Genomic DNA, 14521 nt, shown 5'->3' with positions numbered 1-14521 from the left:
GCACCGATTCATGATATCTTCAGTGTTAAAACCTTCTGCAAATGTGCCTGATGTTAAATTTTGAGGGCGTAATTGCAGCGGAAATCTTGCGTAATTCTGTGGAACTTAAAACAGGTATTTTACTTAATAGCTATCTATGGACAACCCGGACTTTTTGATTTTTACAGTTTTATTTAAAGAGATCTATCAAAAATGCTTCGGCGATGCCATGAAAAGCCCGCTTACCGAAACCGAAAGCAAGCTGCTTTGTAATCATATATTGGATAAAACCGGCTTATCGGTAGGGTGGAAGAGCGTTAAGAATTATTCTATTTTTATTAATGATACGGCATCAGGAAAGCGGGAAAACCCATCTGTGGCAACGATGGATACACTGGCCCGCTACGTTTTAAATGCACCATACACCAGCGAGATACAGCGAAAAGATAACGAAAGCCATTATCCTTACTGGTTTTTGTATAAAGAAAAATTCAAAAGGCCCGCACATGCAAACCGGCGGCTAATCTCTCTCAATTTTTTATATGTTGTGCTCGGTGTGATATTACTTGTTGCCCTGTTCGCCGCAATTTATAAGATCGCCATTGGCCCCAAGAGTGTAAATTTTACCGATCATTTTACAAATCTGAACGAAGAATCGATGCTTAATAATGGCTGGTTTGTAAAAGGGAAAGACCCTGTATACTGGAACAGGCGACAAGAAAAGCCCGGCGATTTGACCCTGTTTACACTAAGCGGCGACAGCTGGCCCGATTCCTCGTCAAAGCCCGTTATTAAAAATCTACTGGTTAGGCCAATTGTATCAGATTGTTTCACCGCAGAAGTGCACCTGGAAAACTTTATCCCACATGAGGAATGGCAGCAGGCGGGCATATTGCTGATGGAAGACACCTCGTTTACTGGGAAGAGCATCCGCCTTTCGCTGGCATATAACGATTTTTTTGGCGGCATGAAAAGGCCGAAAGAAATATTGATACAAGCTATCACCTCACTTGGCGACGGTTTTGGCAAGCCGGAAGAGATTGCCCACAAAGTTGTTTTTTATCCCGACAGCGCAGGCAATAATGGGATATTGCTTCAAAATCTTCAAAATACCTCGTTGCGAATCGAAAAGTATGGCAATAAATTCAGGTTTTTATATTCCGGTGGGACCAGGAAAAACGGAGCCTTTAAGGAAATAGTGACCCAGGAAATTGATATAAAACCAAAATATGTCGGGTTGTTTGCAATAAAAGGGTTTACAAATTCAAGCGTTGTGCCCGTAAGGTTTAAATTTTTTAGGTTGACGGGGGAGGAGTGTAAGTAGCAAATTAAAATTGGTCATTGCTGCGCTCGTTCCCCCGCCGCAATAACAAAAAGTGGGTGTTTTTCCATTTCACCCCGAACTTCCCCCATTTCAGCTCATTTATTTTACCGGGCAAAAAAATCGCCTTTCATTTGGATAAGCAATTAAAAAAATGGAAGAAATATATCAAAAACCTACGGCTTCGGCCTTCGTAAAAAGATTTATTGTACACGCCGTTGTCATTTGGCTGGTGGTGAATGCTTTTAGCTGGCTCGAGTACATCTATAAGGTGAAATTCGATCTTGCTTATACGGTTAATAAAGATGGTTCGCTGATAAGCTTTAGTGACAGTTTTATAAACCACAATATCCACCAGCCCTTATTTTTATGGGTTTTATTAGTGGCTTTTTTGGCGGAGGGAAATTATGTATTTGTTTTCCGGCAAAAAAGTTTGGTTTGGTTTATAGTCAGCAGTGCCTGTCTCGGCATACTTGGCGGCGCAATAAGCCTGTTGTTTACAAAGCATTTGGCATTTTATTCAACAGGGGCACAGTTTATCGAATCTGCGATTTTTATTAAACTTTACGTTGCAGGGTACGCTATTTTATACAACTTTTTTTATGAGCGCTACCAGCGGATACAATACTACCGACAAAAATCGGAAGCCGAACTGCAATTATTGAAAGCGCAAATAAACCCGCATTTCTTTTTTAATACGCTCAACAATATTTATGGTATCGCATTAAGCGAAAATGCCAATAAAACAGCCAGTGCAATTGAATTGCTTAGCGATATGATGCGCTATAATATGGATGGCATGCGCGAGAACTTTATAAAGCTGGATACGGAGTTAAAGTTTGTCGAAAATTATCTTACACTGCAGCAGCTGCGCGTTCCTCAAACAGAAAATATCACCATAAAAACCAGCATTGAGTACCCAAAAGTCAAATATAAAATAGCCCCAATGTTGCTCATCCCGCTGATTGAAAACGCCTGGAAGTATGGCATCAGCATGGATAAACCCAGCAATATTGATCTTGCTATTTACGTTGAGAAGCACCGACTTATCATGACGATTAAAAACAGCGTTTTTTCTGGCATCAACGCAGAGAAAGGGTCGGGCCTGGGCATCTCAAACGTGAAACAGCGTCTTCAAATGTTGTATCCCGGCCTGCATCAACTTACCATCGAAAACGACGGAAATATATTCAGGGTTAAACTTTCAATTGTACTCTAACTAAACCAATATCAACATGAAAAAAGCAATACTAATCATCGCTGCCCTGTGCGTTCAATTCAGCAGCAAATTAATGGCTCAGGCGCCAGAAGCATTTACTATAACAGGCACGCTGAGCCAGTCGGCAAGGTCTGCAAAAGTGTACCTTGTTTACCAATACGAAGGACAAAAATACATTGATTCCGCTGCCGTTGTTAACCGGCAATTTCGGGTTAAGGGAAATATACAAAATATCTTATTGGCGACGCTGGTACTGGATCATAATGGTGTCGGCCTGAAAAAACTGCTTAAAGCCCCTGTTGATGAGATTGACGCCCTGAAATTTTACCTGTACCGAAGCAATATCACATTAACGTGGAAAGATTCTGTTTCGACTGCAGTTTTTACCAACTCACCGGTTAACCAGGATTATGCGAGATTAAATGCACTGCTCGGTGTAAAAGCTGAGCATAAACTCTACCACCTGTCGGCCCAAATGCAAAAACTGCGCACACCCGCGGCCGAAAAAGCCTATGTAAATTATTACGATAGCCTGAAAGCCGTCCGCCGGCCGTTGTTAAAGCAATTTGTGCTGCAAAATCCAAAAAGCTACATAGCGCTTGTTGCACTTATTGACTATGCCGGCGCTTTTCCCGACACTGCTGAAATAAAACCATTATTTAAGAAGATAGACCAGGGTCTGCGAAATAACAGAACCGGCCAGATGTTCACGATGTTGTTGGACAGTAAAGTTAACGTGGGTGCAATAGCTCCCGATTTTGCTCAAAACGGTGTAGATGGCCGGCCGGTTAAACTCTCGTCATTCCGTGGTAAATATGTACTGGTTGATTTCTGGGCATCGTGGTGCGCACCATGTCGCGCTGAAAATCCGAAATTGGTGGAGGCCTTTAAACTGTTAAAAGGTAAAAACTTTACTATATTAGGCATATCGCTTGATGGGCATGATACCCGCGCCGTGTGGATAAAGGCAATTAAAGACGACGGCTTGGCCTGGACGCAATTATCAGACCTTAAACGTCATGACAATGCGGTGGCCGTACAATATGGAATAAGGGCCATCCCGCAAAATGTGTTGATCGATCCAAAAGGAAAGGTAATAGCAAGAAATATAGAGCCTGCCGACCTTGCCGCAAAAATAGAACAACTGAACAAAGACAAATGATAAGCGCCATTGCTATAGACGATGAACCGATTGCGTTGGATGTGCTGAAAACGCATGCAGCCAAAATACCATTTTTGGATTTGAAGGCGACGTTTTTGAGCACAACTGAGGCGATGGCTTTTTTACAGCAACATAAAATCGACCTTATACTATTGGATATAAGGATGCCTGACTTAACCGGTATTGAATTTGCTGCACTGGTGCCAAAACCTGTCCACATTGTTTTTACTACGGCCTATCCCGAATATGCAGTGAAAGGTTTTGACCTGGCTGCTACCGATTATCTTTTAAAGCCGGTTAGTTTAAGCAGGCTGTTACAAGCCTGCGCGCTGGTAAGTGAAAGGATTGCTGCTGATAGAAAACAGCCGGAGGTGCAAACCCTGTTCGTAAAAGACGGCTACAACCTGGTGAAAATAGACCCATCGAAAATAACTTACATAGAAGCCGGCGATAACTACCTCAGTATTTATGAAGGTGAAAAACGAACGCTAACCCGTATGACCCTGGCTGAGTTAATTGCCAAATTACCGGGAGAGGCATTTCAAAAAGTGCATAAATCATACATTGTAGCTATTGATAAAATAGAGAAAATAGAACGCGGGCAGGTGCTGGTGGGCGGAGCCAAGATACCGGTATCGGTAAATTTCAGGGATGATTTGATGGGTAAGGTGAAATTGTAAAATAGGTTAACATAATGTGTCCTCGGGCTGACAAAAAAATCAGCATCAACGGCGCAGACACATGTCGGCAAAGCGTTCCATTTTTACACGGAACGGGGTGGAACGCTGTGAAACATGTTGATTATCAGCGTTTTCGTGTTTTTACAAAATGTAAGTTATTGATAATTAAGCTTTACAGGATTTGTGCTTTTTGGGCAAACTGCTATAATTTGCTTATAATCAGCATGTTTCAGTTTTAGTATTTATTAAAATCGCACCTGGGACCGGTAAACGAAGGGGATTTGTACCCACCACGATTGAAACTTCTAAAGAGCCGTAGGCTCGGCCAATATTGTAGAGCCGGGTTTCAACCCGGCGTTTGGGGGGCGAAACGGTCCGGTTTCGTTAAATGATTTGAACCCATCAAAATAAAAAAGGGGCCTGCAGTTTACCCGCAATGCCCCATATTATCAGTTGACCAACAATCCTAATTAGTTACAATAACTACAGCGGTCTTCATCATTGAGTGGATGAGGCAGTGATAGCTGTACGTGCCCGTATTGTTAAATGTAAAGCTGAATTTTTGATTGGTTGACAGGCTGCCGCTATCAAATACGGTTGATAATTCCGTCGCAGTATGCGGCGCCGAATCTTTGTTTGTCCACTCAACGGATGAGCCTTTTGTAATTCGTACGGTATCCGGAACAAAGGCGAAGCCCTGTATAGCTACCGTAGCCGCCGGGGTCGACGGCGTAGGGGTTACCTTGGCTTTATTTGATGAGCAGCTAAACATTAACGATACGCCGGCAAAAGCTATAAGCGATAAATAAATGATTTTCTTTTTCATAAGATGGATATTAGAAATAATACGTTGTTTTATATCATCACGGATAAAAAATGGTAAAGGTTGCCTGCTGTGATAATTTCTTTCCAACTAATTAATAGTATGCTTTACTGCCGAGTACTTTACGTAGTTTTACGTGGCAAATTGGGTGATAATACGGTATAGCCACAGGTGTGTTTAATTTAATTTTGGCTTACCTGGTTAACTTAACACTTCCTATATGGCCGTACGAATAATTTGCATCAAAAAAGACGAGGGAATTAACGACAACCCCTACCTGGCAATTGATTATTTTGAGTGGATCAATGAAAAGATAAACGTAAATGGTGTAACCGACCGCGCTCAAATTCACGATTGGATAAAAGAGGCCAGCGGCGAAGCTTACATTACCGATGCCGATGGCAATAAAACTTACCTTATACCCGCTGTATGCCCGCAAGGCAATAAATACGTAAAAACGGTGGACGACGAAACCGTAACCGACAGGCTGTTGTTGCTGCCTCAATGCGATTTAAGCCAGGAGACAGGATGTTAAGAGCCAGGAACCAAGAGCCAAGAGTCAAGATAAAAAACGGGAAGGCGAATATCTATCGTAATTACTTCCTAACGGGTTTACCCGTTCCTTTGATTCTAAATTCTTGACTCTTGAATCTTGCCCTCTTGACTCTTACCCTTTTTTGCTCTTGATTCTTGACTCCTGGTTCTTTCCTAAAAACAAAAGTCATTATTCGCACATCGCGTGCATTTCAATATTATTACTTTAAGCACAAAATTTAAAACGCCGGCAGGAAGGTAAGTTAAACTGGCCGCGACACGTTTCTAAATTTTTTGACTTCCAAATAATATATTATTACATTTATTAAAACTTAAAAACCTAAAACAATGGACATTTCACATTTGAACTGGCTTGCTGTAATAGTTGCGGCCTTGTCAGCCTTTATGGTTGGTGGTATCTGGTATTCAAAAGCCTTATTTGGTAATGCATGGATGGTTGACAGCAAACTCACAATGGAGGAGATACAGACCGGAAACAAAGGAAAGATATTCGGTTTTACTGCATTTTTTTCGCTGTTGATGGCCGTAAACCTGGGCATTTTCCTACTAGACTCGTGCGCAGGCAAAACTACTGTTGCCTGGGGTGCCGAAGCTGGTTTCCTTGCGGGTATCTGGACATTCAGCGCAATCGCAATTCACAGTTTGTTTGAACTAAAAAGCTGGCGGTATATTTTTGTTAACGGCGGCTACAGCCTGGTATCGTTAACGCTTATGGGTGCCATTATCGGGGCGTGGAGGTAAGGCGATTAATCGATTTGAAGATTTGCCGATTTGAAAATTGAGCGCTGCGTTGAATAACATTACAACATTTCAACTTTCAAACGTTACAACGAAGCTAATCAAACCAAATAATAATTATCATCATCCATTAAACTTAATAAATTTGCGGCTGTCATAAGTATATGAAATTATTATATACATATTAAACAGTTCCTTATCATGAAAAAGATATTTTATATATTCCCGATAGCCGCACTGATAAGTTCATGTTCGCCTATTGTGTACACCAGTACCAATCCACAGCCGGTTTATACCGACCAGCCGCAATATAATGATCAGCCGCAATATGCCGACCAGCCAACAACCGACCAGGTATTTTATGATGAATTGAGCCCCTACGGCCAATGGATCGACTACCCGGACTATGGTTACGTATGGCAGCCAAATGTAGATGCCGATTTCAGGCCTTACGATACCAATGGTAACTGGGTTTACAGCGATGCCGGGTGGACCTGGGTATCAAATTATAGCTGGGGCTGGGCTCCGTTTCATTACGGTCGCTGGTTTTACGATGGCGGTTACGGATGGATGTGGAGGCCGGGCAATGAATGGGCACCTGCATGGGTAACCTGGGGCCAAAGCGGCGACTATTACGGCTGGGCGCCATTGCCACCAAATGCCGGCTACAATGGCAACTGGAGACCAAGAGACGAGGATTGGAGCTACGTGCATGCCGGTTATATGAACCGCCGCGGAGATATAAATCATTACGTAGTTAGGAACAACGTAACAATCATACACAACACAACAATTATTAATAATATTTATACCAGCAATGGTGATAGCCGCGACAGGAACGGTCACCGTGGGTTTAGCTACAATCGCGGCCCGCAGGTAAATGATGTTGAAACCCGGACACACAACACCATAAGGCCGGTTAGGATTGGGGTAATTAACAGGCCCGGCCAAACGCTTGATAATAACCAACTTAACGTTTACAGGCCGGTTATAAACCGCCCGTCGCAGGACCAAAACGGTAAACGGCCGACACCGCAGCGTGTAGTAACCTACAATAATAACGGCGATAACCGCAACCCGGGTAATCAATATCCAAGAGGGAATAATGGCCAGGGAAATCAAAACACAAACCCGCAACAGGGCCAGCCAAATACCAGGCCGGTAACTGATGATGGCACAAGATATCCAAGGCAAAATAATGGCCAGGGTAATCAAAACACAAACCCGCAGCAAGGCCAGCCAAATACCAGGCCGGTAACTGATGATGGTACAAGATATCCAAGGCAAAATAATGGGCAGGGTAATCAAAATCCAAACCCGCAGCAAGGGAATCAGAACCCGCAACAAGGTCAAAACCCAAGGCCAGGTAACGGACAGGTTAATCCAAATCCAAACCCTCAGCAAGGGCAATACCCAAGGCCGGGCAACGGACAGGTAAACCCACAGGCTATCCCGCCGCAGGTACAAAGCCCACGGCCTAATGCAGGGCAGGTGAACCCTAATCCGCAGCCAGCCCCGCAAATTCAAAGGCCGGCAACAAGGCCAGTGATTTTGCCAAAGCCGCAACCAAGGGTACAGGAAAAGAAACCGGAGCCGGTTAAACAACCAGAACAAAGGCCGGTAATCCAGCAATAATTCAGGATAAGGCTCAAAGATAAAAGGCTAAAGGTGCTTACGTTTTAAAGTAAGAGCCTTTAGCCTTTTCTATTTGACTTCTTCTCGTCTTTCGGACTTTACTGACTTTCGGACTAAAATCACATTCTGTGATTATCTGCCCGCCAATTTTTTATTTCCTGTTTAATTTCTTTTGGGGTAAGGTTTTCTTTAGCGGCCCTGTCGGCAAGTACCACGAACTCATCGTCGGGAGCAAAACGCAGGGCTATAACCTGTGCCATGGTTATACGGCTATCCAGCTGTTTGTGGGTTAAAATATAATGCCGCAAGCCCTCTTCGGCGCGGATGCTGCGATCTTGCGCTCTTAGCGGGAATTGCCGCATATACCAGAAAACAAATAAGCCGCATATAAATAGCACAGCTATCAGTATAGAGTTTAGCATATCGTAGTGGGCTGCCCATTGCAGGTAAACATTTACCAGTGCGGTGATGGTGCCAAAAAGCAACAAGGCGCTTAATATAAAATGATAACCGGTAACGTAGCGGCCGTGATGGGCGTTATTTTGTTGTAACATGATGGTTTAAATTTTGAGCCAAGATACTACTATTTGATTTATGGGCTATCGTAAAATGCACTTTTAAACCAGCGTTAAAGAACAAATCGTGAAAAAAGGCGTTAATGTTTTTAACCCAAACGCAAACTGATATGATTAACTCACCAACTACATCCGAAAAAACGTTTACCATAGGCAACGAATTAACCGTTAACCGAATGGGGTATGGCGCTATGCGCATAACCGGCAAAGGTATATGGGGCCCACCAAAAGACGAAGCCGAAGCCATAAGGGTTTTGCAGCGTGCCGTTGAACTTGGCGTTAACTTTATTGATACCGCCGATAGCTACGGTCCACATGTTTCGGAAGAACTGATTGCTGAAGCGCTTTTTCCGTACCCTGCTGATTTGGTTATCGGTACTAAAGGCGGTTTGTTGCGCACCGGACCCGATGCATGGCCGATAAACGCCAAACCCGACCACTTAAGAAAAGCATTGGAGGGGAGCCTGAAGCGACTAAAACTTGATCAAATTGACTTGTACCAATTGCATAGGATAGACCCGATTGTTCCGGCTGAGCAAAGTTTTGAATTTTTACAACAGGCGCAGCAGGAAGGTTTAATAAAACACATCGGCCTGTCGGAGATTGATGTAGACGTTATAAAAAAAGCGCAGGAGTATTTTGAAGTGGTATCCGTACAAAATATGTATAGCGTTGATAACCGCAAATGGGAGCACGTGCTGCAATATTGCAAGGCGCATCAAATCGCATTTATTCCATGGTTCCCGCTCAATGCAGGCAACGTGACCAGCCAGGATAAGTTGAAACAAATTGCCGATAAACATAATGCATCGGTTCACCAGGTAGCTTTAAGCTGGTTGCACAATCATTCGGATAATATTTTGCTGATTCCCGGCACATCAAGCGTAAAACACCTGGAAGAAAATATGGAAGCGGTAAATATTGACCTCACAGACGATGATGTTAACGTATTAAACAGCATAAACCCTCGATGATATGCCATAATGATTTAGTCTGAGGAAAATAAAAATCGCAAAAGACTATTCTTTTAATTTTGGCGTTGTTTTATTAACTAATTAATTATGAGTAAATTAAAATCATTTAAGCACAACAAATCCTTTTTTTGTACGTAAAAGGGCAAAACACAAACAAGCTATGAAAAAAATCACAATCCCCTTAATGATGTTACTATTGGCCGGCGCCATAGCATGTAACAAAAACGGCCTTCAAACCGATACTACTGCTAATGTTTCCGAATCTGACGCGGCGGACATGGTGGGCGCATCCTTGTCAGTTAATTCAAACGGACTGGCCAGCTTGAGTGACGACGTCACAATTAAATCGAAATGGTTTATAGATAATCACCTGACATGCGGAGCCACTAAAACAGATACGCTTACAAAAACAAGCCATCCCGGCGCGCCGGTAACATTTAGCTATGGTTTAGGCTACTCTTATACCTTAAACTGTAACGCAAGTAATATCCCCGATAACATTACAGGTAAGGTTAATTTTAGCGGCAGTCACAGTGGTCCTCACTTTTCATCGTCAAATACTGGCAATTTAATATTTAAGGTGGCCGGGTTAACACCTACAGCACCTAACTACGTTCTTAACGCAACTTTTATACAAAGCGGTTCGTTTATCTCGAAAAAAGACACTACCAATCACGGCAACGAGAATCTTAGCGTAGTAGTTCAGAATTTAAAATTCAACAAACCAATACCCACTATTGCAGGTGGCACAGCTACGTTTACTTTAACTGGTACAGTTCCTAAAAAAGGTGCTTTCAGCTATGCAGGTACATTAGTTTTTAACACCGATGGCACGGCCAAACTTACAGTTAACGGTTCCGTATTTATTATCAACCTGTTAACCGGCGAAAAAAGCAAGGGTTAGTATTAAGTCTGAAGTCTTGAGTCTTTAGTCCGGGTAGTTTATTCTTTTAATAGAAGACTGACGACTATGGACTCAAGACTTCAGACTTAATACTAACTCGTCGGTGCCACCTTAAACGGCTTCACATCTACCGACTCCCAAATGCCCTGTGTAATATAGGGCTCATCCATTTTCCAGGCTTCCAGTTCTTCTTCGGTTTCAAATTGCATTACCATAACCGAGCCGATCATTTTGCCCTCATTGTTCAATATTGCCCCGCCAAAAATATAATTGCCCGTTTTTCTCATTTCAGCGCCTTTGTCTAAATGGTGCGGGCGAACGGCCATCCGGCGGTCTAAAGCGCCTGCATCGGTAAAGTCATACCCGGTGATCAAATACTGTTTCATGTTTAGTTAATTTAGGGTCAAGGTATTAATTTGTTAAACTTTTAAGAAACAATCGCAAAATAAAAGTAAATAATAACTGTTAGTTTTACATTTTTTACAATATTTGCAGTTCAACCAATTACCGATACTAAATGAAGCAATCTCTTACGCTGGAGTTTAACAGGATATTTAATAAAGAACCTCAAAACGCTTACTTTTCCCCTGGTCGCGTAAATTTAATAGGCGAACATATTGACTATAATGGCGGCCTGGTAATGCCTTGTGCCATAACTTTTGGCACTTATTTGATGGTATCGCCCAATAGCGATGGTATTTTCAGGTTCAGGAGTTTGAATTTTGATGACAAGCTGGATATACCTGTACAGGATGACTACACTAAAACAGATGAATTTTGGTTTAACTACCCGCTGGGTGTAATCGAGTATTTTTTAAAGGATGGTCACCCGGTTTTGGGTTTGGATATGCTTTTTTATGGTGACATTCCTATCAGCTCCGGACTGTCGTCGTCAGCATCTATCGAGGTGGTTACCGCTTTTGCGTTGAACGATTTGATGGGTAGCGGTTACAGCAAACTTGATTTGGTTAAGCTGGCCAAATCTGTAGAAAACAACTTCATCGGCGTTAATTGCGGTATAATGGATCAGTTTGCCGTTGCCTTCGGCGAAAAAAGCAAGGCCCTGATGCTGAACTGCGACACGCTGGATTATAAGGCTGTCGACAGCAATTTGGGCGAATATATCCTCGCGATAATAAACACCAACAAACCGCGCAAACTGGCTGAATCGAAATATAACGAGCGGGTGCAGGAGTGCCAGGCGGCGTTAGCTGCACTACAACAGGAGTTAGATATTAACAACCTTTGCGATATTGATACCGCAACCTTTAATAAACACAGTCATTTAATTACAGATAAAGTAGTTTACAACCGTGCTAAGCACGTAATTGAGGAAAACGACCGTGTTAAACTGGCTGCGGTTGCTTTAAGCCAAAATGACCTTAGCGAATTTGGTCGCCTGATGTATGCTTCGCACGATTCGCTGCGCGATTTATACGAAGTTAGCGGTATCGAATTGGATGCGATAGCCGAATACAGTAAAACTGATGCCAATGTAGCAGGGGCCCGCATGACCGGCGCCGGTTTCGGTGGCTGTGGGATAGCTTTGGTTAAAGAATCGGCATATGAAGATTTTAGCAGAAACATCACGGCTTATTATACAAATAAAATAGGTTACACCCCTTCGGTTTACCGTTCGCTTATTGGTGATGGGGTGGGGGTGATGAAGTCCGAAAGTTAGTAAAGTCCGGAAGTCCGAAAGAAGCTGCAAAAAAATGCGAAAAAGCCAGGAGAGCTAAATTTTCCTTTAGGCATTTTACCTTTCCCAATTTGCCTTTTACCTTTGCACGAAATGAAGAAACTAAAACTCGACGAACTAAACCGTGCTTCGGTAGCTGAATTTAAGGCGATGGAGAAATTCCCGATAGCGGTAGTGCTTGATAATGTGCGGAGCATGCATAACATCGGCTCTATTTTTCGTACCGCAGATGGTTTTGCTGTTGAGCAGGTTTGCTTGTGCGGTATAACCGCTTGTCCGCCGCACCGCGAAATTGAAAAAACTGCACTTGGAGCGACTCAATCTATCACCTGGAAATACTTTGAAACACCCTTGCAAGCCGTTGAACAACTTCGTAGCGAAGGTTATATAATTGTAGCCGTTGAGCAGGCGCAAAATGCAATTATGCTGAACGAATTTTCACCAACTAACCATGCTAAATACGCTTTAATTTTCGGCAACGAAGTAAACGGTGTAAGCGAGGAAGTAATGGCAAACATTGATGCCTGTATCGAAATTCCCCAGTTTGGGACTAAGCATTCATTTAATATCGTAGTATCAGCCGGGATTGTTCTTTGGGATTTCTTCTCGAAGATGGTTGAGAAGAGTTTGCAGTAGCCAGTTTTCAGTTGGCAGTGAGCAATTGGTAAAAATACTGCCAACTGCCCACTGCTTACTGCCAACTTTTTATAGGTGTATCACCTCGCCATACGCATCAGCGGCAGCCTCCATAATGGCTTCACTCATGGTTGGGTGCGGGTGTACCGATTTTATCATTTCGTGGCCGGTAGCTTCCAGTTTGCGTGCCACAACAACTTCGGCAAGCATTTCGGTAACGTTATGGCCAATCATGTGGGCGCCTAAAAACTCGCCGTATTTAGCATCAAATATCAGTTTTACAAAACCGTCTTTAGCGCCTGCAGCACTTGCTTTACCCGATGCCGAGAATGGGAATTTACCAATCTTTAATTCGTAACCGGCTGCTCTCGCTGCTTTTTCGGTATAACCTACAGAGGCAACCTCTGGCGAGCAATAAGTACAGCCCGGTATGTTGTTGTAATCAAGCGGATGCGGATTTTGCCCGGCAATCTTTTCCACACAAATAATGCCCTCAGCCGATGCCACGTGAGCAAGCGCCTGGCCCTTAACAATGTCGCCGATAGCATAAACGCCTTCAACGTTGGTGCGGTAGTAGTCATCAACTACAACTTTACCGCGATCGGTTTGTACACCGTTTTCTTCAAGGCCAATGCCTTCAAGGTTAGTTGAAATACCAACTGCCGATAAAACTATTTCAGCTTCAAGTGTTTCGGTGCCGGTTGCAGTTTTAACCTGCACTTTGCAAACATCGCCACTGGTATCAACCGACTCAACGTTTGAGCTGGTCATGATATTGATGCCTTGTTTTTTAAGTGTGCGGGCAAGTTGTTTTGAAACTTCTTCGTCTTCAAGCGGAACGATGTTATCCAAAAACTCAACTACGGTAACTTTGGTACCTATGGCATTGTAAACATAAGCGAACTCAATACCGATAGCGCCCGAGCCAACCACGATCATAGATGCCGGTTTTTTTGGCAGCACCATAGCCTGGCGGTAGCCAATTACTTTAACACCGTCTTGCTTTAAATTTGGCAATTCGCGCGAGCGGCCACCTGTAGCCAGTATTATATGCTTTGCAGATACGTCGGAAGTTTCGCCGGCTGCGTTGGTTACGGTAACCGTGCCTTTGCTTTTCAGCTTGCCGGTGCCCATAATAACATCAATTTTATTTTTTCGCATCAAAAACTGAACGCCTTTGCTCATGCCTTCCGCCACGCCGCGGCTCCTCTTTATCATTGCATCAAAATCAACCTCGCTGCTGCCAACCTTTATGCCGTATTCAGCTGCGTGGTTAATATATTCAAATACTTCGGCGCTTTTTATCAGTGCTTTGGTGGGTATACAGCCCCAGTTTAAGCAAACGCCGCCAAGCGACTCTTTTTCGACAATAGCGGTTTTTAAACCCAACTGCGAAGCACGTATGGCCGCCACATAACCGCCCGGACCTGAACCTATAACAATTAAATCGTAATTCATTTTTTGATTATAATGTTTTTAATAGTGAACTCTTTATACAACTTTTTTTGAAAACGGGATCTCAATTTCCCCTTTTTACGAATGTGAAAGTTTTTATGTTTTGTTACCATCCGGGCGGTCAACCTGCTAACCATCCCGTCCCGATTTTTGGCGATAGAGCCAT

15 protein-coding genes are annotated in these 14521 nt (G+C 43.2%); 11 read left to right on the top strand and 4 right to left on the bottom strand.

The genetic code is table 11. From position 1 onward, the window contains the following. The first annotated feature begins 136 nt into the window (after positions 1 to 136). The 4 genes from Q0R52_RS08840 (at position 137) to Q0R52_RS08825 (ending at position 4361) form a co-directional block, all read left to right on the top strand. A complete protein-coding gene (locus Q0R52_RS08840; RefSeq protein ID WP_295794058.1) occupies positions 137 to 1303 on the top strand; it encodes a hypothetical protein in 1167 nt (388 codons plus the stop codon). Positions 1304 to 1454: 151 nt separating this feature from the next. Continuing rightward, on the top strand, positions 1455 to 2519 hold the full coding sequence (locus Q0R52_RS08835; RefSeq protein WP_295794057.1) for a sensor histidine kinase: 1065 nt from the start codon (positions 1455 to 1457) through the stop codon (positions 2517 to 2519). A 16-nt stretch (positions 2520 to 2535) separates the two neighbouring features. After that, positions 2536 to 3681: a TlpA disulfide reductase family protein gene (locus tag Q0R52_RS08830; protein ID WP_295794056.1), complete on the top strand. Its 1146-nt coding sequence runs from the start codon at positions 2536 to 2538 to the stop codon at positions 3679 to 3681. Continuing rightward, complete coding sequence (locus tag Q0R52_RS08825; RefSeq protein WP_295794054.1) at positions 3678 to 4361, top strand: LytTR family DNA-binding domain-containing protein; 684 nt, start codon at positions 3678 to 3680, stop codon at positions 4359 to 4361. Before Q0R52_RS08830 ends, Q0R52_RS08825 begins: the two co-directional genes overlap by 4 nt. A gap of 466 nt (positions 4362 to 4827) precedes the next feature. Here Q0R52_RS08825 and Q0R52_RS08820 read toward each other — a convergent pair whose 3' ends face one another. Continuing rightward, complete coding sequence (locus tag Q0R52_RS08820) at positions 4828 to 5187, bottom strand: plastocyanin/azurin family copper-binding protein (RefSeq protein ID WP_295794053.1); 360 nt, start codon at positions 5185 to 5187, stop codon at positions 4828 to 4830. Positions 5188 to 5404: 217 nt separating this feature from the next. On the opposite strand from Q0R52_RS08820, the gene Q0R52_RS08815 reads away from it, so the two are divergent. The 3 genes from Q0R52_RS08815 to Q0R52_RS08805 all read left to right on the top strand — a co-directional run bounded on the left by Q0R52_RS08815 (position 5405) and on the right by Q0R52_RS08805 (position 8112). Then, complete coding sequence (locus tag Q0R52_RS08815; protein WP_295794052.1) at positions 5405 to 5719, top strand: DUF3892 domain-containing protein; 315 nt, start codon at positions 5405 to 5407, stop codon at positions 5717 to 5719. Between the two features lie 347 nt (positions 5720 to 6066). Then, the gene (locus Q0R52_RS08810; protein WP_295794049.1) at positions 6067 to 6480 is read left to right on the top strand and encodes a DUF1761 domain-containing protein; all 414 of its coding nucleotides are present in this window, start codon (positions 6067 to 6069) and stop codon (positions 6478 to 6480) included. 198 nt (positions 6481 to 6678) lie between these two features. Next, positions 6679 to 8112 (top strand): DUF6600 domain-containing protein, encoded by a 1434-nt coding sequence (locus Q0R52_RS08805; protein ID WP_295794048.1) that lies wholly within the window; start codon positions 6679 to 6681, stop codon positions 8110 to 8112. A 119-nt stretch (positions 8113 to 8231) separates the two neighbouring features. On the opposite strand, the gene Q0R52_RS08800 is transcribed toward Q0R52_RS08805, so the two are convergent. Continuing rightward, positions 8232 to 8666, bottom strand: a complete 435-nt coding sequence (locus tag Q0R52_RS08800; RefSeq protein ID WP_295794046.1) for a DUF6526 family protein — start codon at positions 8664 to 8666, stop codon at positions 8232 to 8234. Positions 8667 to 8797: 131 nt separating this feature from the next. Between Q0R52_RS08800 and Q0R52_RS08795 the strand changes: the two genes are divergently transcribed. Both Q0R52_RS08795 and Q0R52_RS08790 read left to right on the top strand, forming a co-directional pair. Beyond that, positions 8798 to 9661, top strand: coding sequence for an aldo/keto reductase (locus tag Q0R52_RS08795; RefSeq protein ID WP_295794045.1), 864 nt, complete (start codon positions 8798 to 8800; stop codon positions 9659 to 9661). Between the two features lie 160 nt (positions 9662 to 9821). Beyond that, positions 9822 to 10565: a hypothetical protein gene (locus tag Q0R52_RS08790; protein ID WP_295794044.1), complete on the top strand. Its 744-nt coding sequence runs from the start codon at positions 9822 to 9824 to the stop codon at positions 10563 to 10565. Positions 10566 to 10657: 92 nt separating this feature from the next. On the opposite strand, the gene Q0R52_RS08785 is transcribed toward Q0R52_RS08790, so the two are convergent. After that, complete coding sequence (locus Q0R52_RS08785) at positions 10658 to 10951, bottom strand: YciI family protein (RefSeq protein ID WP_295794042.1); 294 nt, start codon at positions 10949 to 10951, stop codon at positions 10658 to 10660. 131 nt (positions 10952 to 11082) lie between these two features. Here Q0R52_RS08785 and Q0R52_RS08780 point away from each other — a divergent pair, with 131 nt between their 5' ends. After that, positions 11083 to 12246: a galactokinase gene (locus Q0R52_RS08780; protein ID WP_295794040.1), complete on the top strand. Its 1164-nt coding sequence runs from the start codon at positions 11083 to 11085 to the stop codon at positions 12244 to 12246. A 111-nt stretch (positions 12247 to 12357) separates the two neighbouring features. Continuing rightward, a complete protein-coding gene (locus Q0R52_RS08775; protein WP_295794038.1) occupies positions 12358 to 12900 on the top strand; it encodes an RNA methyltransferase in 543 nt (180 codons plus the stop codon). Positions 12901 to 12969: 69 nt separating this feature from the next. Here Q0R52_RS08775 and lpdA read toward each other — a convergent pair whose 3' ends face one another. Continuing rightward, positions 12970 to 14358 carry a dihydrolipoyl dehydrogenase gene (gene lpdA / locus Q0R52_RS08770; RefSeq protein ID WP_295794036.1) on the bottom strand — a complete coding sequence of 463 codons (1389 nt, stop codon included), beginning with the start codon at positions 14356 to 14358 and terminating at the stop codon, positions 12970 to 12972. Positions 14359 to 14521 lie beyond the last annotated feature (163 nt).

The organism is Mucilaginibacter sp. (assembly GCF_025359345.1).
Taxonomy (GTDB): domain Bacteria; phylum Bacteroidota; class Bacteroidia; order Sphingobacteriales; family Sphingobacteriaceae; genus Mucilaginibacter.
The sequence above is the reverse complement of the archived record's forward strand: the minus strand, read 5'-3'. Positions and strand labels throughout refer to the sequence as shown.